Source organism: Carboxylicivirga marina, from assembly GCF_016612505.1.
In the GTDB taxonomy this organism is placed as follows: domain Bacteria; phylum Bacteroidota; class Bacteroidia; order Bacteroidales; family Marinilabiliaceae; genus Carboxylicivirga; species Carboxylicivirga marina.
On sequence record NZ_JAENRR010000067.1, the window covers coordinates 1 to 22,982 of the forward strand.

Sequence of the window (22,982 nt, forward strand, 5' to 3'; positions counted from 1 at the left end):
GATTTCAATAGGCAGCAAGGAACTAAAAGTAATTATAACCGCTGCAATAGTGGTCCAGTTTTGGAACGAAAAGAGCAAGGAAACTCTGAAATATCTTTTAAATACTCAATAATTGCATACTTATTTTTATAATCAAATGAATCAGCAATATCATCTAATACTAGAATACATTCATTTTCATCCTTTTTCCTCGCTTCAATCTCAAATATCACATTCAATAAATATAAAGCTCTTTTTTCTCCTGTACTCAAAGATTTCTTAACCGCATTTTCATCAATATCTCTATTGCCTCGACCGTCAGAGTAGGTAAAACCAATATTAGGTGAAACTTTATCTTTAAGAATTACGTCATCTTGATTTAGAACCTCTAATTTGAATGGCACATCAAATCTATTATTGTAAAGTTCAATAACATTTTCCCATTCAGTTTTCTCTGAGTTAGCTTGAGCAACTATTAAAGCTATAGCTTCCTGAGATTCAGTGTATAATTCCATTAAAGAATTATAGCTTTCCTTAACGCTGGCAAAATAGTTAATCCACAATTTCTTTTTAAACTCATCGAAGTCTGAAAGTTCAGAAATTAAGTCTGGATTATTTTCAAGAGTTCTTTTTAATGTTTTTAATTGTGCATTTTTCGTGATAGCACTATCTATCTTATCAAACTTTTTTGCAAGTTGTTCATCAGATAAAATCTTTTCCTTTTCTTCCTTGATTAAATTTGAAAGTCCCTCTTTGTTTGTGATAACAGTTTCATTTTCTAAAACTACTCTATGATTTGCATCAAAAAACCTATTATCTGACAATGATTTATTTACACCAATCGCATTATCTGTACCAAAAATGCCTTTCTTGAAAAAATTTGAACATTCAATTAACTCTGTATACTTTTCTAGATACTCACCGATTAAACTAGAGTTTACCTTAAAAAATTCAAATACTTTTGGGTTTATTACATCTCCATATTTAAAGTTAACTTCCTTGTATTCGGTTTGGTTTATTTCTTCTGAAAGTGAAAAGAGTTTTTCAAAAATATTTTTCCCTTCAAAAACTAAACTAATTTCATTTTCTGCATTTGTTGAACTTGAAACACGTTTAATATCTTTGAAGATTTCTGTTTTCTTATTGTCAATATTTTCAAGAATTTCTTGGTATTTATTCTTCAATTCAGAATTCACAAGCAAGGTAGCCATCTTTTCTTTAGAAGAATAACTATCCGAATATGAGTCAACCACCAATATTTGTTCTGGTGAAATATCTATCTCATTGAATTTAATTAAACATTTGCTTTCTCTATCAGGGAAAAGTTCATCTTTTGGCTCTTTAGCTTGTGAAATAGCATGAAATGTCCTTGCTAAAGAAGTTTTCATACATCCATTAGGAGCATAAATAACTTTTGTACTTCTTCCATTGAAATCAAATTCCTTTTCAAGTTTGGAAATCCCAAAACAGTTTTCAAGTTTTATATCAAGCTTCTTCATATTATTTAGTTTGGCAGCTTTATTTCAATTGGGCATAACTAATTTCTATCTATATCTCCACAACCGGTATATTTACTATGCACACATACTTGCAAATACATTTACTATTTAACTCTTATTTACCGCCTCAATAACTCTCACATTATCCCTGATTAGGGAGGCGGTTCTATTTCCGATTAGTGAATACTAAATTAGAATTAATATTGACAAACACATTGTTATGTTGATAAATAGTTGTTATGGCTTTAGTAATGGATAAATATTTATGATGAACGGTTTTGAATGAATGAAGAGTGGTGCATTGAGGAAATGCGTACTTTCAATGACGATTAATCCCCCATCGCCTATGGCACTTCCCCAAGGGGAAGATTGGACTAGCAGCTTGTTAATTTTTTAAACTCTGTGCCTTTGCGGCTCTGTGTTAATTTATTGCTGTATGTACTGCTACGGACTTCGGACTCAGTGCTACGGACTTTAAAATACCTCCGCTATTGCACGAATCCTTTCGCGCGAGTGTTAATTACCACACGAGGACTCGTGCGGTAGCACAAGGTCGTATTTGTCAGTTGGTATAAATTGGTTGTCGTAATCAAATATATAGTCTTTGTTCCTTGGAGCAAGCTGCTTTTTTTCTATCAATAACCTGACTATTAACTTGTTCATTTTTGTGTTTACATTAAAATCATGCTCAATGCCCGTATCTGAAACGTAGGTTTCCTTTTGTGTGGACAGTTCTTTTTGTATGCGCAATAAAATATCGGCAGAACATACGTCAAATCCTTTTACTTGTCCCAACTCTTTACAAAGGTTTTCTGTGATATCCTCGGCACATTCACCACCACAAAGGGTTAAGAGAAAATACGAACGTATTAAATCGCTATAAGAATAAGTAGCTTTGTCACCTCTTTGTCCAAGTTCTTGATTTATGGTTTCGTATAGTGAATTGTTACTGATAATATGGTCTGCGAAATTTATTCCGCCAAAAGAGTTGATATTTTCCTTAGAATATGTAATTTTCATCTGCTACGATGTTTTCACCCAAACAGGTGAAAATATTTTAATCGAGCAAGCCCTATGAGTGTTTATTTTTAGGACTTACCGATTTTTCCAAATATTTACGTGCGGATACTAGGTAATAGATAAACTATTCTATCCAATAGATACTTAGTTTGCTATATAAGACAACATCAAGCTATTACAATACACAAGCTCATAGGTACTAGAACGAAGATGGAGCTATTTTTCAAACCTTTCTCATACCAAATGACAAGCCTGATTAGATTTAAATGCAAGCCCGAGCAGTTTACACTGGCGCTTCTATTACTTATTAGGAAACTCTGATGATTTGACACCATACTCCTCTATAAAAACAATCCCACATAACAGAAATAAAGCCCCCTTTGACAACTTAAACACGTAACAAACTCAATAAAGAAACCTTATCCGATTAAGAATACAACCACGCAATACACTTACGCCCATAGCGTTACATAATATCAATTTTAAAAAAAATGCTTATATTAGATGTGACTTATTCCCAAACTAAATTAGCCAGCCATGGAACCATTAGTAAAAGAAGCCACCACAAAAACCCCTTACCTCAATTTTAATTCCAATAATGGCCACATCCAAATAGAAGGAAAATCTATTCCCGAAAATCCTCACAATCTATTTGATCCCATATTAGAATGGCTCGATAAGTACTCTATAAACCCATCACCTGTTACGAAGGTTGAAATCAAACTTGATTATTTTAACACAAGTTCATCTGTTTTTCTATTGAGTGTTTTTAAGAAATTAAAAACCATATATAGCCAAAATAACGACACCAATATTAGTTGGTATTGTAATAAAAATGATGAAGATATGATAGAGGCAGGTGAGGACTATCAATCCATTGTTGGTATTCCTATCCAAATTATAGAAGTATAAAAATTCTCCGCTATCGCGCGAATCCTTTCGCGTGAGTGTTAATTACCACACGAGAGGACTCGTGCGGTAGCACAAGGGAAGATTGGACTAGCAGCTTGTTAATTTTTATAAACTCTGTGCCTTTGCGGCTCAGTGTTAATTTATTGCTGTATGTACTGCTACGGACTTCGGACTCAGTGCTACGGACTTTAAAAACCCCAATTGATTAAAATCATAGGCTTACTATTAACAAATGTTCTACTTTTAAAACCGTAAAAAGCAGATAAATATTTTGCAATGAAGCAGCTATTAATCAAGAACATAAAAAAACTGGTTCAGACCGAAAAGGAGAGCCAGCCATATATTGCCGGCGCTCAAATGGCCACCTTGCCATTAATTGACGATGCCTATTTATTAATTAAAGGCCCTTACATACATGCCTATGGTCAAATGAGCGAGCTGGATGAGTCAGCCCTTTCGGCCGATGTGGAAGTGATTGATGCTAGCGACCGCCTGGTGTTACCTGCCTGGTGTGATTCACACACACATATGGTCTATCCTAAAAGCCGCGATGTGGAGTATGTGGATAAAATCAAGGGTTTAAGTTATGAAGAGATAGCAGCCCGCGGTGGCGGTATTCTTAACTCGGCCAAGCTAATGGCTACTGCCAGTGAAGACCAGCTGTTTGATGATGCCATGGTTCGCCTGCAGGAAATCATTAAATGGGGGACCGGTGCTGTGGAAATTAAGAGTGGCTATGGCCTAACGCTCGAAAGCGAATTAAAAATGCTTCGCGTGATTAAGCGCCTCAAAGAAGCCAGCCCCTTAACCATTAAGTCAACCTTTCTGGGAGCGCACTCCATCCCGATGGAATACCGTGGGCAGCAAGAGAAATATGTGGATCTGGTGATTAATGAGATGCTACCTGCTGTTGCCAAAGAAAAATTGGCTGACTATGTAGATGTATTCTGCGATGTAGGATTCTTCACGGTTGAAGATACCGACCGCATATTGGAAGCAGCAGCTAAGTATGGCATGACACCAAAGATACACGCCAACGAATTAGATTATTCGGGTGGTATTCAGGTAGGTGTTAAGTACAATGCCCTGTCGGTTGATCACCTTGAGTTTACAGGCGAAGAAGAAATGAAAGCATTGAAAGATTCAGGTACCATGCCGACCATCTTGCCAGGTGCTGCTTTCTTCCTGAACATGGCGTATGCACCTGCTCGCCAGATGATGGAAGCCGGCCTGCCGGTTGCTTTGGCTTCTGACTTTAACCCGGGCTCGTCGCCATCGGGTAATATGCAGTTGATAATGGCCATGGGTAGCGTACTGTACCGCATGCTTCCTGAAGAGGTGATTCATGCCGTGACCAAGAACACAGCCTATGCCATGGGCGTGGATAAGGAATTGGGTTCTATCTGTGTTGGCAAAAAGGCCAATTTGGTCATTACAAAGCCGATTCCGGGTATTGAATATTTGCCTTATGCTTATGGCGAGAATAAGGTGGAGACGACGATATTGAATGGAACTAAGATTTAAAAAAATAGATTTAAGATTCAAGACTATTTATTGCTTGTGTTTTGATTAACATTTGAAAATACCACCCCGCCTGTCGCACCCCTCCTAAAATTCAGGAGGGGACGGCATTGCGTCACTCTCCTCCTTTTAAAGGAGGAGTCCCACATTAGTGGTGAGGTGGTCAAAATATATGGATATTTAAATAATAGATAAACAAAAGACAATTAACCCCTTCTCCCTGCGGGTGTCTTCCCAAGGAGAGAATTTTCTCCAGGATGGGTTTAAATCTTCCCCTGTGGGAAGTGCCGGAGGCGATGGGGAAGCTGAATAATGAAAAAGACGCAAGAAAAAAGATACAAGACATTAGAAAACAGATATGCTGAGAATCATCTTTTGTCTTAAATCTTAAGTCTTTCATCTGAATAAAAAATATAAATCGACAAAAACACATAATAAGATGCAACAACTAATAGAATGTGTTCCTAATTTTTCTGAGGGATGCGACATGACTATCATCGACAAGATTACCGATGAAATTAAAAAGATTGACGGCGTTAAACTAATTGATGTTGACCCGGGACAAGCCACTAACCGTACGGTTGTAACTATTGTAGGTACACCGGTAGAGGTGTGTGAAGCGGCTTTTCAGGCTGTTAAAAAAGCGCAGGAATTAATTGATATGCGTTCGCATAAAGGGGCTCACCCACGCTTTGGTGCTACCGATGTATGTCCATTGGTGCCAGTTGCTAACATCAGCATGGAAGAAACAGTGGAGTATGCTCACAAGTTAGCTGAGCGTATTGGTACTGAGTTAAACATTCCTATCTACTGCTACGAGTTTGCCGCTAAAGAAGATAAGCGTAAAAACTTAGCTAACTGCCGCGAAGGTGAGTACGAGGCTATCTCAAAACGTATTGGTACAGCAGAGTGGAAGCCTGATTTTGGTCCTGCTGAGTGGAACGAGAGTGTTGCTCAATCGGGTGTAACGGCCGTTGGTGCCCGTAATTTCCTGATTGCTTATAATGTGAACTTGAACACCACTTCTACTCGTCGTGCTAATGCCATTGCATTTGATGTGCGTGAGCGTGGTCGTGTGAAGCGCGAAGGCAACCCGGTAACCGGTAAAATTGTAAAAGACGAAAACGGTAATCCGGTGAATATCCCTGGTATGCTGAAATCAGTAAAAGGTATTGGCTGGTTTATTGAGGAGTACGGTGTGGCTCAAATCTCAATGAACCTGACGGACATTACTGTAACCTCATTGCATAAGGCTTACGAGGCTGTCTACGAGCGCGCCAATGCACGTGGTATCCGTGTGACGGGTTCGGAGATGGTAGGTGTTGTGCCGTTGCAGGCTATGTTAGATGCCGGTAAGTATTTCTTACGCAAGCAAGAGCGTTCAACAGGTATTCCTGAGCGTGAAATCATCAAGATTGCCATTAAATCAATGGGCTTGGATGAGTTATATCCATTCGACCCGGATAAGAAGATTATTGAGTACATCCTTAAGGACGAGAAGAAGCAGTTGATTGACATGAATCTGACTGAGTTTGCAGATGAAACAGCTTCTGAGTCACCAGCTCCTGGTGGAGGTTCAATCTCAGCTTATGTTGGTTCATTGGGTGCTGCTTTAGGTACTATGGTAGCTAACCTATCGGCTCACAAGCGTGGCTGGGACGAGCGTTGGGAAGAGTTCAGCGATTGGGCAGAAAAAGGTATGGCTGTTGAAAAAGAGCTATTGAGTCTGGTTGATGAAGATACCAATGCCTTTAATAAAATTATGGATGCTTTCGGTTTACCAAAAGGAAGCGACGAAGAAAAAGCAGCTCGTAAAAAAGCCATTGACGATGCAACCAAGTACGCAATCCAGGTGCCTTTCCGAGTAATGGAGGTAGCATTCAAAGGTTTCGAAGTGATTCGTGCCATGGCCGAAGTTGGTAACCCTAACTCGGTAACGGATGCAGGTGTTGGTGCTTTATGTGCTCGCACAGCCGTTATGGGCGCTTACCTGAATGTGAAAATCAACGCAGCCGGCTTAGATGACAAAGCCTATGTGGAGAAAGTACTGGCTGATGGTAAAGTAATTGAAGACAAAGCCATTCAGGAAGAGAAAGAGATATTAGAGATTGTAAATGGCAAGATTTAATAGCTTCAGACTAATTATATAATGAGAATAGAACGGCTGCCTTTGAGGTGGTCGTTTAAACTCCCCTTCTAATCAGGCATTGACCTGTATTGTGTCCCGTCTCCATCAGTTCTGTCAGGAGAATTCTGAATACCACCTTTAACCTGCGCTATTATACCAAGCTTAACACGATAATAGTTAACACCAATTATTTACTTAAAAACAAATCAGCATGAAAAAACTCGTATTATTAACACTTTTAGTGGGTTTATTCACAGGTATTTCATTTGCACAAGGTGCAGGTGCAGACGTTAAAGAAGGTGATGTGTTTACCATCGCAAAGGTTGAAAACAACCAGTATCAACACATTCATTTTCCTAAAAACAACTTTATTATTAAAAAAGGTGGCGTTGCCGATTACAATACAATCGTTGGTGAACAGGTTGAAGTAACTTCGGTTAAAGAAAAGAAAAATGGAAAAGTTGTAGCGACCATTAAGCTATCATCTGATCATAAGTTTTTCATGAGTCATAAATATGTGACAGTAGACCTGAATGAAGCCATTAGCTCAAACGAACTATCACAAAATTAAACCCGGATTCCTAAGGCATATTTCGGGTTAAACATAATTACCAGGTGAATAACGGCTACTAAGAAATTAGTGGCCGTTTTTTGTTAAGGACAGTAAGGTGTATTGCCGTAATAATCGACTCGATTTTCATACCTGGCATAATAACCTGAGTTCGATTAAAATTAAACAGCTCAGATTTTGTTAAATGACTGATATACAATGAAAATTTTTGAAGCATAGCGAGCTATGATGATAAAATTTAAAGAAGTAGATTAGTTATTTAATAAAAAGTTTGATTTACCATTTGTAAACAACTGTTTTCTACGTCGCATTTGCTAGAAATAGCCCGCTATTCCTTCGCAATTGTTCCTTGAAACCAATTATTTACAAACGGTCTGAGCAATTAATTTTACGTCGAACTCAGGTTAATAACTACAAATACACTAACTTACATATCCTTTAGGGCAACATAGACCTTTGTTAGCCTTGAATTATCAAAAACCTTTATTGAGAAATTAAATTTTTGAACCATGAAGAAAAACATTTTAATCATTATCGCCCTTACCTTGGCAAGCCATGTTTTTGCACAGTCCTTTGATTCATCAAAGATTCGAGCTGGTGGTGGATTAATTTATGCCACTGAGTTTAATAACATTGGTTTAACCTTCAATGGAGTATATGCATTTAATGAAAAATGGGAAGGTGCCTTTGGTTTTACGCACATTTTTGAGAAGGACTATATTAGTGCTAACGTTATTGATCTCGATGCCCATTACGTCTTTAGTCAAAAGAGTGACAAAATGAATTTCTATGCGTTGGCAGGCCTGGCGATCAATATGGAAAAGTTTAAATTTCAGGATGTATCAGTTTCTGAAACTTTTGCAGGATTTAATATTGGTGTTGGAATGAATTACCTCTTATCGGAAAAAATTAACCTCGCGCCAGATTTCCGCTACACTATTATGGATGGTTCATACCTAAGGTTTGGGGCAAGCATTCAATACTTGTTCTAAAGTCATTACAGATTCTATGAAAAAGTTCTTTTAGGCTCCTTACTATTGAAAGATAGCTTATCGCGACAAACATAAAGTAATATTTAAACGGCTGCCTTTTAAGGTGGCCGTTTTTGTGTGCAATAAAAGAATATACGCTTCAATCAATTATTGCACTCAAGCCGATATGACTAGATTGATAATGAAGTATTCAGTTCTTATTATTCTTCAATAATTACAACGATGACCTTATTAATCACACTCATATTGAACAATTTAACGTGCTCACTTATTATTAATATAAGCCTGCCCTTGAATTTAACACATGATTTGTTGTAACTTGAAGAGGCATGTTGAAAAAAATATTAACCAACACATAATAACACTATGAAAAGAATTAAAACTCCTCTAGTAATAGGTATACTTCTATTATTTATTGGTTGTATCACTGTTGAAGCACAGTACGCCAGCCGGAAGTTAAGCAAGAAACAACAGGCTTATATTGATAGTATTAAGCAGGTTGAATACGACTACATCTTCCCTATTCTTGGGCAAGCAGCTTATAAGCGAGGCTTTGATCTCCCATACCCAATCGGTGCAATGGTCAATTATATTTGGATGGATCAGGGAATAGTTATCGATAACTTTCAATTAGGTATTAATGGACCTTCACAACCTATACCAGAAGAGTTTCTTGCTTTTGGTGAAAACAGAAACACCTCCTATGCTATCAACTTCAGGCCAGATATTTGGATCTTTCCTTTCTTAAATGTCTATGGACTCTTTGGCTATGGTTCTTCAACAACAGAAATCAATTTAACTATTCCCGTTCCTTTAAAATCAATTGTTCAGCAAGATATGACCACAACAGGGTTTGGTGTGATGACAGGTTTTGGTTTAGGCCCTTTGTGGACCTCAATTGATGCCAATTGGACATGGACTAGACCGGAACTTCTCGAAGACCCGGTGTTGGCCAAAGTGCTTGGTGTTCGCATTGGTAAAACGTTTCCTTTTAGACAACGGCCTGATCGAAATATTGCGGTGTGGATAGGTGGCATGCGTGCCCGTATGAATTCCAATACAGCTGGCTCTGTCAAAATGGTTGATGCTTTACCTCCAGAGACCTGGGTGCGTGCAGATGAAATATATGCTGACTATGTAGCTTGGTATGGCGCTTTGTCTCCAGTTGAACAAGCCATAGTTGATCAAACCAATCTAACCGAATTCTTTGAGGCAATAGGTAATTTAGAAGGTGAATCAACAGTGAATTATGGAATGGATAAGGCACCGAAAGAAGAATGGAACATGCTGGTTGGAGGTCAGTTTCAATTAAATAAGCATTGGCAGGTACGCTCCGAAGTTGGTATTATTGGAGATCGTAAATCGTTTCTGGCTTCTTTTAATTATAGGTTCAGCCTCTAGTAGATAATGAGCAAATCGAAAAAAAGAAACATAAGCAATTTAATAACTATGAAAGCACTACTATTTAGTACCATGCTCATATTTTGCATGATAACTGCATGCAATACTGATAACTCAACTGAACAGAATAACCTCGCTTTAATAGAAAAGTATGTAAATGCAGTTGAAAATCTGGACCATACGACCATGGAGAACTTGCTGCATGATGATTATCTTGGCTTAGGGCCTTCTTATGGCGATTCAATTAGAAAAAAAGAAGCGGTAGAGAATTGGCAGGTATTAGTAAGCAACCTTTACGAAAGTATCAAATATCACCGTTCGAGAAACGCAACTGTTAAAATCAATGATGGTGAAAACAAAGGAGATTGGGTGTCGAATTGGGCCGAATTAACCATTAAGTATAAACACACTGATGAAACAGCAACCATCTGGGCTAACTCTATTTACCTCATCAAAGATAATAAGATAATTAAAAGCTATACTTTTTATAATGAAGCTGATGCCTACAGACAGCTAGGTTTTACATACACCGAAATTAATGACTAATACAAAACTTATAGCGATGAAAAGAATAAAAATATTCTTCACAATAATTTTTACCGTAGGCTTCTACTGCATATCGTTGGCTCAGGTACCTACCACTCAGGTCTTGCCCGATACCTCAAAAATGACTTATAACCAAATTTCACAAACAGCAGGACTTATTGTTTTTCCTTCTCAGGGGCAATCAAAAGAGCAACAGAAAAAAGATGAATTTGAGTGCTACTTATGGGCTATGGATTATACCGGTCTTGACCCACTAAATTTGCCAAAGGTTGAAGCAGAACAAGTAAACACAGGACCAGATGGTTCTGCAGTTAGGGGTGCTGCCAGAGGTGCCGCTGCTGGTGCTGCCATTGGAGCTATCGCAGGCGATGCTGGCAAAGGTGCCGCGATCGGTGCTACGGCTGGCGCTATAAGAGGTCGGCGAGCCAAGAGATATGGCAACTATCAACAGCAAGAGCAAAATAATGCCAACGCTGCTGCTCAGGAGCAAGCTATCAAAGACAAATTTAAAAAGGCCTTTTCGGCATGTTTGGAGGGCAAGGGCTATACTGTGAAATAGATGTGATTATTCAAAGCAATGGCTGTGAGCTGACTTATTATACCAATTGTAATTAGCAAAATGATTGATAAATCATTTTGCTAATTACAATGGTTAATGCCGATACAAAAGAACAGATTGATTTTTCATCAATCGTTTTGGTTTGTAATCGGTATTACTCCAGATTGATTCATATACAGGTGAATTGTTGGATAAATTTGATGAGCTTGGTGTTGCTGATAATACCATTTTTATTTTTACGGCTGATAATGGGCCTGAAGGACTTAATGCCGGAAGTACAAATTTCACAGTGGAAACGACTGTACATGGTTTTGCAGGTCCTTGGAAAGCCACATTGTTTGCTGGTTTTGAAGGTGCTTTACGTGTGCCGTTTGCCATTCGCTGGCCAGGTAAAATTAATCGTTCGAAATTAAAAATACAATCAGTTAGCACCAATGACTGTTCATCAGAAAGCTTCATTGAGTGTTAACTGATTTTTTTCGCCACAAGCCTTCTGTAATCGTATTCATGGCAATAAAACCAGATGCCTAGCAAACGTTAATGAAGACACCCATAAACGATTCTTTTATTTGACCAATGCAACCTTTTGTGTGATGAATGAGTATATAACCTACACCCAAACACGTTACATATGAAATTCTATCAGACAAAAAAGCCTAACCCGCTTAAACATGGAATTCTTGTCGCGCTGCTATGCATATCAGCTATCAGCATTACCAATGCACAAGAATGCAATGACTGTTTTTCAACTGAAGTGATTCAGGTCATTCAAGATGAAACCTGCCTGCATATTGAGCTACGGATCTCTGCATCTGAATGTGCTCAGGCTTTGTCTCATTACACAGTAGAAATACCATGCGGAAGAGTAACCGAAGCCACCAATTCAATGAACTGGCCGATGGAGCTAAACAGTGCCGATCCTACTACTAATATTAGTGGCTTAAAGGTTGATGAAACAGAAGGCTTTGGAGAAGATGGACAAACCAGTTTATTCACCCTTAATTACACCATCTGCACAAATGATGAAAACTGTACAAATGAACTCTTAACGCAGAGTTTTATTGTTGGCTACAAGACCAGTACCTGTGTTTTTACTGACAAAATTGTTTTGCAAGACAAGAAGCTTGAAGCGAACCTCTTATCCACGCCATTAAATTGCTTTGGTGCAGAAAATGGCTCAATAGATTTAACCGTAATTAATGGTACGCCGCCATACCAGTTTCTATGGAACAATGGTGCCACAACTGAAGATATAGAAGGTCTATCCGCTGGTCTTTATTCTGTAACCATAAGCGATGCAAATGGCGAGACATTGACATTGGAGAGTGAAATTACCGAACCCACAGCAATTAATGCCACTGCGACCATTACACATGCGAATTGTGGCTCGTATGATGGAAGCCTTCATCTGGCGGTTACCGGAGGAACTGAACCATACACAATCTCCTGGAATACGGGACAAACTGGTGTAAACCTTAACAATATCAGTGGAGGTCAGTATACGGCAGTCATTGAAGATGTCGTTGGTTGTCAAAAAACGATGAACTTCAATGTTGTTAATCAAAGCGATTTGCGTGCTACTATTAGCACAAGCACAATTGAGTGCTATGAAGAAGGAACCGGCACACTAACTGTAACAGCCAACGGAGGAACCCCTCCCTACTCCTATTTATGGAATAACGGTGAAACCAGCATGACTGCATCTAAGCTTAACAGCGGAAGCCATAAAGTGACTATTACCGATGCCAATGGCTGCTCAATTACAAAAACCGGTTATGTAGTAGCTAAGAAAATATCAGTGGATCATTCACTAACAGAACCACAATGTAATGGTGACAACAGTGGAGCAATTTCGTTAACAATAACGAATGGCACCGAGCCCTATCAAATTGTGTGGAACAATGGTGAATCAACGTCGACAATAAACAATTTAACAGGAGGCTGGTACTGGGCAGATATTACCGATGCTAATGGTTGTACTGCTCGCGAATATGTAAAAGTAAGTGAGCCTAATGAAATAAGCATTAATACCTCTGTTAAAAGAGCCAGTTGTCAGGAAGCCGATTCATCCATTATCGTATCGGTAACCGGGGCCGGTGGCACACCTCCATATGACATTTACTACGATGCTGTACTAGTTGATGGACCATTAATTGTTGATAAAGAAGGCTACTATGAATTTAAAGCAATAGATGCCAATGGTTGCAGCATTACAGAAAGTGTTTTTATCGGGCGACCTGAAGCCGGGCTAGACTTTTCAGTATTAATCCAGCAACCAGATTGCCAGCAAGCATCGGGCTCAGCCCAAATAACTATAAATGGTGGGATAGAACCTTATAGCATTGAATGGTCTGATGGCTATAATGATTTATCGCGCAATAACTTGACTGCTGGGGATTACCTTATCACAATTGATGATGCTAATGGCTGTTCATCTTCACAAACAATAACCATTCATGAGGCAGTTCATCCATCGGTTGTTTTGATTGAGCCGACGAGTGTCATATGTGGAAGCACCGATAATGTTATTAATGCTCATATGGACAATTCGGAACAGTTCTCCTGGTCGATAACTAATGCGGATGAAACCTGGTATATACAGGATGAGCAAGCGACGCAATTAATTTATACAGCAGGCATTGGATCAGCTACCTTCAATATAGAAGTGAGGAGTTCAAGTGGTTGTATTGCAAGTGATTCTATAACGATAAACTGCAGCGATTCTAATAATGACACAGGCGGTAGTGGTGGCGAAGATAATGATGACATCAATACGATTGAGGAATGTGAAAACACATGTTTTGATATCAGTCCGCTTAATATGTATCAAACTTATGATGGTTGTTACACTTATCATGCGATAGTAACAACCGATGGTGCTTGTCGTTACGAACTATCCCATTTGACTATTGAAGTATTAAATGGCTCTGTAAGTGTTGTTAAAAATTCGAACAACTGGGTAACTGAGCTAAACAATACAGATCCAACAAGCAGCTTATATGGTTTTAAAATAGATGATATCAGCGACTTTGGAAAGAAGCAGGATACTTTTGATCTCAGTTTTAACATTTGCCCGCAAACAGGAACAGCACAAACAGAGTTTAGGGTGGCATATAAAGCAGCACAATGCTTGATATATGACACACTCACATTTGAAAGTAAAGATGAGTTGACAGCAAAAACATATCCTAACCCATTTATTGACAAAACGAACATTGAGTTTACATCTCAGTATGATGCTGACGCTATAGTCAATATCTATGGTATTAACGGAGAATTAATTGATTGCCTTTATAAAGGCTCTGTTGAAGCAGGCACTACTTATAACTTTGACTTCCGAAGCCAAAGTACAGAAAGCAATATTTATTTCTATCGTATTATTTGTGGCAAGCAATCCGTACAAGGCAAAATAATACAGACTGTCAGATAGACTAAAACTATATTTTGAATATGTAATAAACGGCTGCTAATGATTAGCGGCCGTTTTTTGTTTGAAATTGCTACAATTGTCACTTTGTTTTCCTGAATTTCTTCCGGTCTTCTTTATCCATCTTTTCGGTAGCATATTGAATAATTGGCCGTCCACATGTATCCTTCCATTCCAGTAAAAACTTTTCAATAGGCTCAGGGTACTTTTTCCATAAGCCACGTAACAAAGTGCCAATACCTTTTTGAACGTAAATCGATTTGTCGAGCATTAAAGGTGCAATGGTTTGTATGGCATCATTAGCTTGCAATCCTTTTTTAAGCAGTTCATTTAAGGTAACAGGTACGGCTCTTCGTTGCCATTCATTATCAGAGTTATTCCATGTTTTCAGCTCATCAAAGTCAATTACTTTATCTATTAAAAAGCTTGATAACACGAGCATACATAGTACATCGGCAGTTGCCCAGTTGTCGATACCATAGTCAAACCACTTGCCAATGCGTTCAAATGTGTTTTTAGAATAATGTGTTCGTTGTGCATTAATAAATGACATGGCAAAGGATTTTTCTTCCAGCTTGCCGTGCTTAAACAATTCATCAGCCAGATCTAAATAATCGTCGAGTGTCATTTCATCTTGCCAGGCCGCAATCCATTTATCTCTTTGTGTTTCAAACGCCTTTTGCTCAATTCCATAACCATCATAGCCTTCCTTAAAATACCTGGCATATTTTTTAATAATTTCTTCATCTGAATTCGCAATGCAAAATTGATTGATCGCTTTGATTTTATTGACTATCATGGTTCTGTTACTTTAATGACACTTCCTTTTACCTTCTAATTTAAGGTATAACATTCCAATAAGCGATTACTATTTCATAAAACTACTGCAGAATCTCCAGGCCTAAGTTGGCACTTATAGTTTCCAGTTCTTCATGCATATCCTCATCTTTCTGAACACTTTTAAGCATCATTAACTTCTTTCCTTGTGCATTAAAAAGACATATTATTTGTCGTTTTTCAGTTATGTCAAGCGAGCGATTACTACGACTATAAGTACGATAGGTTTTACTTGAACTCCATAGGCCAACCTTCATATCTCCCGTAATATCTTTCCATTTTCCGGTTTTTAGAAAACCGAATATTTTATCACCACTTCTTACTTTCTTTTGCTCATAATTTATGGAAGTATATGGTCTTGTAAATGCAATAAAAGCACCTGTTATAATTAATACTATACCGCCTAAAGCACCAATTACCACACTGTACAATCCAAAACAGAATAAGACTATACCGGTAAATGAGCCAACTGGCCCGAAGGTTTTACCAAGAACATTGGATTCTATCATTACTTTTTTTTTTATCAGCTACTAAGATAATCATTGAACCTTAATGACTGGTATGCATGTGAATATTACTTTCTTCCAACATCCATAGAGTTATCTGAACAATATTCACCTATCGGAGCAAATTGGTTCTTCTGTTGTAACTCTATCTTTACAATGCAATAACAAATACACACAAACATGAGATTTAAACCTTGGTACTTATTAAGCCTTGCTATTCTGCTAATGTCAGGCTGCAATAACAAGCAACAAATTACGCTCATTGAAATAATACCCGAACCATTTTTGGTTGAACAAAGCACTGATAAGGCTTTTGCACTCAATAATATTTTAACGGTGCATCTATCCGACTCAGCCATGTTGCCTGCTATTTCCTTATTAAAGGATATTACCCGGAAAGACATTGAGTTACTTTGGTCTTCTGAAAAGACGAACAAAGAAGCTGATTTCGTATTTCAGATTGCTCCAGAGTTGGACTCTTTAAGTCATGAAGGCTATATCTTAGATATTAATAGCAAACAAGTCCTGGTGCAATCGGCAGGTGCTGCAGGTATTTTTTACGCCGTTGAGAGCATCAGGCAGTTATTGCCTGCATCATTTGATGCGAATACATCACTAAAATTAAAGGCCTGTCGCATAACTGACAAACCATGTTTTACCTGGCGAGGCATGCACCTGGATGTATCCCGACATTTTATGCCAACTTCATTTATTAAAAAATACATCGATTACCTGGCGATGCACAAGCTGAATGTTTTTCACTGGCATTTGGTTGATGGCATTGGCTGGCGTATCGAAATCAAATCGCATCCGGAGCTTACCAGCATTGGTGCCTGGCGAAAAGTAAAACCCGGACTAAAACCCTGGCAGGAATTTGAAGTATGGCGCGAGGGCGATAAGGATGAAAAATATGGTGGTTACTATACCCAGGATGAGATACGAGAAGTGGTGGCTTATGCTGCGCAAAAGCATATAACTGTAATTCCTGAAATAGAACTACCTGGTCACTCTGAGGTTGTGTTTCAGTGCTACCCGCATCTGGCATGTAAAGATGCCAATGGTCAACACATCAAGGATACGGGGGTGTATTGCGCTTCTAATTCACAAGGCTATCAGCTATTAGAAGAGGTGTTGGAAGAAGTACTGGAACTGTTCCCATCTGAATACATCCACATTGGTGGAGATGAGGTAAATAAGAAGCACTGGAATGAGTGTCCTGATTGCCTGAAGATGATGAAACAAAATGCTTATGATGCCCATGAGCTGCAAAGTCATTTTATCAATCATTTTGATACCTGGCTGAAAAATAAAAATCGCAAGCTAATTGGTTGGCACGAAATACTGGAAGGACAATTATCGCCTTCAGCTACAGTCATGTTTTGGGCTTCAGAGAAGCAGGTAAAAGAATACCTGAAGAAAGGTCACCCTACTGTTTTAACGACTGGTTCGCATTTATATTTTGATCATTACCAAAGTATGAGCAAGCATGAGCCTAAAGCGTTTGGAGGTAATGCGCCACTCAAAAAAGTATATGATTACGAACCAATACCAGCTGATTTAGAACCGCAATATGCCGACTTGGTGATGGGAGTACAAGCAAATATATGGACTGAATACATGCCAAATGAACAGCAGGTTGAGTACATGTTATTCCCGCGCATTGCTGCACTTTCGGAAATAGCCTGGCAACAAAAAGGCACAAAAGACTGGCAGCAATTCAGACAAAAAATGGATGTGATGGTGAAACGTTACGAAAACCTTGGTGTTAATTATGCCCATAGTGCTTTGCGCCCGGAAATAAAATTTGAATTTTTGCCTCACTCTCAACAAATGGAAGTAACGATTGAGACAGAGCTAAATGCTGATATTTATTTTACCATAGATGGCAGTGAGCCCACCCATTATCAATCAATGGCATACAAAGAACCATTTCTCATAGATGCATCGACCTCCATTAAGGCAATTGCTGTTAAAAACGGCGTTGTTTATGGTGAAACTGAAGTTAAAGAAGCCATATTGCACAAAGCAGCGGGTGCTGAAGTCATCTTAAACTGTGAACCTACTGATAAATATTCCGCCAATGGGCCGTCCACTTTGGTTGATACTAAATTTGGAGGAGACAAATGGGGCAATGGTAAATGGTTGGGTATCCTCAATCAAGATTTTGAAGCCATTATTAATCTTAAAGAATCTAAAGCCATTCATTCGGTTCAACTGAGTTGCGTTGAAGAAACCGGGGCCGGCATATTCTATCCGGTTTCATTCGAGGTATTTACATCAGATGATGGAAAAAACTTCACTAAAGCAGGCAGCTGGCAGCTTGACAAAACCTACCAGAAGCCTTGGTCGGCAGAGGTGACCCATCGCATGCTGCCTGTCAAATTTAACAGAACCAGTGCTCAATACATTAAAGTTAAGGCTACTTATCCTCGTATTAATAACATGGGTGTGTTCTTATTTATTGATGAAGTGGTTGTTGAGTAAATAATGAAATCTAAGCTTTAAAGGCAGTAGTATACCTCCTTATATCGAGGCATAACTACTGCTTTTTTATGTTGTAGTGATAAAACACATATCTTATTTACATCAGTTTGTCTAACTTGCCTCTTGATTAACAACTCAATATTCAAGCTATGCTTAAAAACTACTTTATATTAATGGTCTTGCTGGCCATTGTTACAACCAGCAGCTATGCACAGTACAATAGGCATTTTAGTGATGCTACTATGCGCCTTGACTATAATCATGTTGGCAATGCCGATGAGGAACATTTTGCCTTTGACCAAATGGTTAATGATGGTGAGTGGGCCGGAAGTAAAACTGTTTTAATTGATGAACTCCGATTGGGCAAATACTTATTTGATGTTAAAGAGCCTCAATCAGGTGAAGTCCTTTATTCAAGAGGTTATTCAAGCATATATGGTGAATGGGAAACAACACCCGATGCCAAAGAAAACTGGGGTAGCTTCCATGAGTCATTGCGCTTTCCATGGCCTAAGCAAGAGGTGGATGTGACTATCTACAAACGTAACCGCAAAAATGGATTCGACGCGGTTTGGACGTATAGAGTAAATCCTAAGCACCATCGAGCATTTATTAAGCCGGTTACTAATCATTACAATACCTTTGATGTGGTGGTTAACGGTTCTCCTGAAAAACAAGTTGATATAGTGGTGTTGGGTGAAGGTTATGCCAAAGAAGATATGGATAAGTTTCATAAAGATGCCGAGCGTTTTGCTGAAGTTCTGTTAAATTGTGAACCATTTGCTAAGCACAAAAACAAATTCTCCATCAGAGCCGTTGAAACACCAGCGCCCCATTCTGGCGTTAACCATCCTCATCAGGATATTCACACCCGCTCAGCTTTGTCGGTTACCTATGGTGCTTTCAACTCGGAGCGTTATGCTTTGGGCTACGATAACAAAACCATTCGGAATGCTTCTGCTGCTGTTCCATATGAATTCACTGCCATCTTAATGAATGATTCAATCTATGGTGGTGGCGGAATTTACAACCTTTATATCACAGCGGCGGTTGATAATGCCTTTCAGGAATATTTATTTGTGCATGAGTTTGGACATCACTTTGCTGACCTGGCCGATGAATATTACACCTCGGCCACTGCCTACGAAATGGATGCGGAGCATTTGGAACCTTGGGAATTAAATGTAACAGCCAATCCAGATCCTGAGACTATCAAATGGAAAGATATTGTGACACCTGGTACGCCTATTCCAACACCATGGGATAAAAAGAAGTATGATGAACACAGTATTGAGTTTCAAAAAAAGCGAACCGAGCTGCGCAAACAAAAGGTGGCTGAAAGTGTCATGGAAGAATTCTTTATCGATAAGCGAAAATGGGATGACAAGTTGCTGGCTTCGATGAAATACAGTGGCCAGGTTGGGGCTTTTGAAGGAGCACAATACAAAGCAACAGGCATGTATCGTAGTTCGGCCAATTGCATCATGTTTACACGCCATGATGTCTTCTGCCCGGCTTGTCAGCGTGCCATCAAACTAATTATTGACCAGTATACAAAATAGCGAGCATACCTGATTATCCTTAAAAGACTATTCTGAATTTTGACGAATAGTCTTTTTTGTTAAAATAAAGTGAATTGACTGTATCTTTTTTTCTTTAATAAAGTAAAAAGCCCTGAAGTAAGATGCATGATTAAAACTCCGCAGAAATGAAGTTGCTTGATCCAAGAGACCTTTCGATCAAAAAAAGGTTAGTTATTAGTTTTTCAATTGTAGTTGTTTTAGCTGTTATTGTTGGTGTAACGGGCCGTAGAGGTATTAATCGTTCCAAAAGTATTGTTGATGCCAAAAATATATTGGTAAGCGCAGAGAAAGACTTGCTGAGTGCACGTTTGCAAGCACAGTATTTTGTGCATTACAAGGACACCTCGCGCATTAAAGACATCATTAATGTTCTAACCAATACGAATGAGACTTTGGAACAGGCGAAAAGCAACAAGGCCTTTACTGATGCTAACATTGACTCATTACTGATGAACGCCCAAAGTTATTTGGAAGCATTCGACAATTACGCCTCCATCGAAGTTGAGAAAATCGAGATCATTAAAAAATGGGGTAAGCAAGGTAACACGGTAAGTGCATTTATTAATTTCGATCGAACACTCAACAGCAACGTAAAAGTCTCGAAAGCTATTACTGATGCACACAACCAGGTACGTCTGGCTTCACTGGAATTTATTGCCATGCCGCTTCTGTCAAATGGCGATGTGAATGAGCAACTATTAAATAAAGTCATTGGCAAGTTTGATAAGCTTTTCAAATCAATGGAACGAGCTAAAGAGCAGAACAATGTCAATCTGACGAAAAGCATTGCCAATATTGAAAGGACTTACAAAAGCTACCAGAAGATTTTTGAGAAGTATTCAGGTAAGAATAGTCAACAGGGATTGTATCAAAAGCAAATGCAGGATGCAGCCTGGTTCGTAGGTATTTTTAGTGCTCGCATTGCCGAAAATGCAACCAGCACAGAAGCAAATACCATTGCCAGTTCTAAATCCCTGATTCTAACATTTCTTATCATTGCCATCGTACTGGGTATAGTAGTTAGTCGAATAACAATATTAAACATCATCAAACCTGTTAAACAAGGAATAAATATTGCTCAGGCTTTGGCTAATGGACAATTGTATCATTCGGTTGATATGAGTGGTAAGGATGAGATAACAGAACTAATGAAAGCCTTGAATACCACTAATGAAAAGTTACGCGAGGTAGTTAGTGAGATAAAAACAGGAGCCGAGCAACTTTCAGGCGCCAGCAAGCAGCTTAATAACAGTACCCATGTGCTTACACAGGGAGCAAGTAGTCAGGCAGCCTCATTAGGGGAAGTTTCGACCACCATGGAAGAAATGGTAGCCAACATTGAGCAGAACTATACAAATGCTAATGATAGTGAGCAAAAGTCATCTATCGCTTTTAATCGTGTGCAGGAAACCACTGACGAATCAAATAAAGCAACTATAGCCAATCAGCAGATTAGTGATAAAATAGATATCATTAATGAAATAGCAATGCAAACCAACATCTTAGCTTTAAATGCTGCGGTGGAAGCTGCACGTGCAGGTGAACAGGGCAGGGGTTTTGCTGTGGTAGCTGGTGAAGTACGTAAGCTGGCTGAAAGAAGTCAGACAGCTGCGGCACAGATTATTAGTATTGCAGGTGAGAGCAAAGAGTTATCGCAACAATCAAACAATAAACTCAATGAAGCCATTCCAACGATACAGGCTTCAAATCAACTGATAAAAGAAATTGCGGCTGCCACACGTGAGCAACGAGATGGAGTCAATCAAATCAACGCCGCTATTCAGCAAATGAATACTACCACTCAGCAAAATGCTTCGAGCAGTGAAGAAATTGCGGGAAGTGCTGAGGAGCTGAATTCTCAGGCTGATCAGTTAATGGCGATGATGGACTATTTTGAATTAGAGGAAAAAACAGAACAAGAAGAAAACGAGTAAACTAAAGATAGAAAGTAACAAAAGCGGCTAAAAGTGTATTTAGTCGCTTTTGTTATTTATAGGCTCAGTTACGTCACCATTTCTACAACAGACATTATAAACGACTTATCCCAAAACGATTCCGTCGGTCCGTATAAGCATAGCCATATGTAAGGTTTTGTCTTTATTTATCTACATATCAGGCATATTAAATCGCCCAAGTCAAGGACGTTCTTATTCGTTATCAATCTATAATGAGGTAAGCACATCCTGAATCAAGTCTTCGCAAACATTGGATTCGTACACATAGCGATGAGCAAACTTAGCCAGCAAAGGATAGTATTGGTGAAAAACAACCTGAAAAACATCTTTGTTTCCCTTCCGCAATTCATTAATGATTATTTTATCATTGATATTATTCATTTGAAACAAACCTGTAGCAAGCAACAAACCGCTTAATCCGATCATTAAATAATCGCACTTCGTAGTTGGAAAAAATGAATGAAAATCCACTATGCCATTCAATTCTCAGTTTTTATTTAAAACTAATATCACGTCGTTAGCTTTGAGTTTAACCGAAGTTGAAGTAAAAGTTTTCACCTTCCAACGATGATTAAAAATAATATGTTCATTCATAGAGAAGGCCATTGACAGGTATAAATCTTTTTTACGATCCCGTTCATAATAGTATTCGAGATCTTCATCTGGATCCCTTTCATCAGTGTCATCATAAACTAATGCATAAGCCCCATTTTGAATAATATCCATACCGGTAGAGCCATCTTTCGTAAGGGCAAACACTTTGAAATCATTAGAGAACGTGAGCTCTACATCCACAAAGTCAAGTGTATTGGCCGATGGTGAATGATTCAGACTAACCTGCCATTTTCCTTGAGTTAATGTTTCTGACAGGATTTGTTTCGATGTTAGCATATCATCGTCAGATTCGCAACCGACTGTGATAGCTAAGAAAAAAACGGCTAGTAACGTAATAATCTTTTTCCTTTTCATGGCGCTGTTTTTATTTAAAATGGGTGCAGATCTTTCATTACGCAAATTTGATCAAAAATTGCTCCCGCCTGTTAGTATGTAAACAACTAAATA

The 22,982-nt window shown here is 38.6% G+C and carries 19 protein-coding genes; 13 read left to right on the forward strand and 6 right to left on the reverse strand.

Annotated elements, in window-relative coordinates; translation table 11 throughout:
* Positions 1-32 precede the first annotated feature (32 nt).
* Both JIV24_RS18835 and JIV24_RS18840 read right to left on the reverse strand, forming a co-directional pair.
* Positions 33-1,478 carry a DNA replication/repair protein RecF gene (locus JIV24_RS18835; RefSeq protein WP_200466630.1) on the reverse strand — a complete coding sequence of 482 codons (1,446 nt, stop codon included), beginning with the start codon at positions 1,476-1,478 and terminating at the stop codon, positions 33-35.
* Between the two features lie 516 nt (positions 1,479-1,994).
* Complete coding sequence (locus tag JIV24_RS18840) at positions 1,995-2,498, reverse strand: hypothetical protein (protein ID WP_200466631.1); 504 nt, start codon at positions 2,496-2,498, stop codon at positions 1,995-1,997.
* A gap of 537 nt (positions 2,499-3,035) precedes the next feature.
* On the opposite strand from JIV24_RS18840, the gene JIV24_RS18845 reads away from it, so the two are divergent.
* The 10 genes from JIV24_RS18845 (at position 3,036) to JIV24_RS18890 (ending at position 14,558) form a co-directional block, all read left to right on the forward strand.
* Positions 3,036-3,410 carry a DUF1987 domain-containing protein gene (locus JIV24_RS18845; RefSeq protein ID WP_200466632.1) on the forward strand — a complete coding sequence of 125 codons (375 nt, stop codon included), beginning with the start codon at positions 3,036-3,038 and terminating at the stop codon, positions 3,408-3,410.
* A 276-nt stretch (positions 3,411-3,686) separates the two neighbouring features.
* Complete coding sequence (gene hutI / locus JIV24_RS18850; protein WP_200466633.1) at positions 3,687-4,934, forward strand: imidazolonepropionase; 1,248 nt, start codon at positions 3,687-3,689, stop codon at positions 4,932-4,934.
* Between the two features lie 436 nt (positions 4,935-5,370).
* Positions 5,371-7,059 carry a glutamate formimidoyltransferase gene (ftcD, locus tag JIV24_RS18855; protein WP_200466634.1) on the forward strand — a complete coding sequence of 563 codons (1,689 nt, stop codon included), beginning with the start codon at positions 5,371-5,373 and terminating at the stop codon, positions 7,057-7,059.
* Positions 7,060-7,270: 211 nt separating this feature from the next.
* Positions 7,271-7,630 carry a hypothetical protein gene (locus JIV24_RS18860; RefSeq protein WP_200466635.1) on the forward strand — a complete coding sequence of 120 codons (360 nt, stop codon included), beginning with the start codon at positions 7,271-7,273 and terminating at the stop codon, positions 7,628-7,630.
* Positions 7,631-8,139: 509 nt separating this feature from the next.
* On the forward strand, positions 8,140-8,622 hold the full coding sequence (locus tag JIV24_RS18865; protein WP_200466636.1) for an outer membrane beta-barrel protein: 483 nt from the start codon (positions 8,140-8,142) through the stop codon (positions 8,620-8,622).
* A gap of 366 nt (positions 8,623-8,988) precedes the next feature.
* On the forward strand, positions 8,989-10,023 hold the full coding sequence (locus JIV24_RS18870) for a hypothetical protein (RefSeq protein ID WP_200466637.1): 1,035 nt from the start codon (positions 8,989-8,991) through the stop codon (positions 10,021-10,023).
* A 48-nt stretch (positions 10,024-10,071) separates the two neighbouring features.
* A complete protein-coding gene (locus tag JIV24_RS18875; RefSeq protein ID WP_200466638.1) occupies positions 10,072-10,569 on the forward strand; it encodes a nuclear transport factor 2 family protein in 498 nt (165 codons plus the stop codon).
* 16 nt (positions 10,570-10,585) lie between these two features.
* Positions 10,586-11,128, forward strand: a complete 543-nt coding sequence (locus tag JIV24_RS18880; protein WP_200466639.1) for a glycine zipper family protein — start codon at positions 10,586-10,588, stop codon at positions 11,126-11,128.
* A 163-nt stretch (positions 11,129-11,291) separates the two neighbouring features.
* A complete protein-coding gene (locus tag JIV24_RS18885; protein ID WP_289048485.1) occupies positions 11,292-11,597 on the forward strand; it encodes a sulfatase-like hydrolase/transferase in 306 nt (101 codons plus the stop codon).
* Between the two features lie 162 nt (positions 11,598-11,759).
* Complete coding sequence (locus JIV24_RS18890) at positions 11,760-14,558, forward strand: T9SS type A sorting domain-containing protein (protein ID WP_200466641.1); 2,799 nt, start codon at positions 11,760-11,762, stop codon at positions 14,556-14,558.
* A gap of 79 nt (positions 14,559-14,637) precedes the next feature.
* Here JIV24_RS18890 and JIV24_RS18895 read toward each other — a convergent pair whose 3' ends face one another.
* Together JIV24_RS18895 and JIV24_RS18900 are read right to left on the reverse strand one after the other, a co-directional pair.
* Positions 14,638-15,354, reverse strand: a complete 717-nt coding sequence (locus JIV24_RS18895) for a DNA alkylation repair protein (RefSeq protein ID WP_200466642.1) — start codon at positions 15,352-15,354, stop codon at positions 14,638-14,640.
* Between the two features lie 82 nt (positions 15,355-15,436).
* The gene (locus JIV24_RS18900) at positions 15,437-15,901 is read right to left on the reverse strand and encodes a hypothetical protein (protein WP_200466643.1); all 465 of its coding nucleotides are present in this window, start codon (positions 15,899-15,901) and stop codon (positions 15,437-15,439) included.
* A 177-nt stretch (positions 15,902-16,078) separates the two neighbouring features.
* On the opposite strand from JIV24_RS18900, the gene JIV24_RS18905 reads away from it, so the two are divergent.
* From JIV24_RS18905 to JIV24_RS18915, 3 genes are all read left to right on the forward strand, one after another.
* Positions 16,079-18,382, forward strand: coding sequence for a glycoside hydrolase family 20 protein (locus JIV24_RS18905; protein ID WP_200466644.1), 2,304 nt, complete (start codon positions 16,079-16,081; stop codon positions 18,380-18,382).
* A 149-nt stretch (positions 18,383-18,531) separates the two neighbouring features.
* The gene (locus JIV24_RS18910; protein WP_200466645.1) at positions 18,532-19,944 is read left to right on the forward strand and encodes a M64 family metallopeptidase; all 1,413 of its coding nucleotides are present in this window, start codon (positions 18,532-18,534) and stop codon (positions 19,942-19,944) included.
* A 146-nt stretch (positions 19,945-20,090) separates the two neighbouring features.
* Positions 20,091-21,899 carry a methyl-accepting chemotaxis protein gene (locus tag JIV24_RS18915; protein WP_200466646.1) on the forward strand — a complete coding sequence of 603 codons (1,809 nt, stop codon included), beginning with the start codon at positions 20,091-20,093 and terminating at the stop codon, positions 21,897-21,899.
* Positions 21,900-22,127: 228 nt separating this feature from the next.
* On the opposite strand, the gene JIV24_RS18920 is transcribed toward JIV24_RS18915, so the two are convergent.
* Together JIV24_RS18920 and JIV24_RS18925 are read right to left on the reverse strand one after the other, a co-directional pair.
* Complete coding sequence (locus JIV24_RS18920; RefSeq protein ID WP_200466647.1) at positions 22,128-22,403, reverse strand: sigma-70 family RNA polymerase sigma factor; 276 nt, start codon at positions 22,401-22,403, stop codon at positions 22,128-22,130.
* Between the two features lie 3 nt (positions 22,404-22,406).
* Positions 22,407-22,889 carry a hypothetical protein gene (locus tag JIV24_RS18925; RefSeq protein ID WP_200466648.1) on the reverse strand — a complete coding sequence of 161 codons (483 nt, stop codon included), beginning with the start codon at positions 22,887-22,889 and terminating at the stop codon, positions 22,407-22,409.
* Positions 22,890-22,982 lie beyond the last annotated feature (93 nt).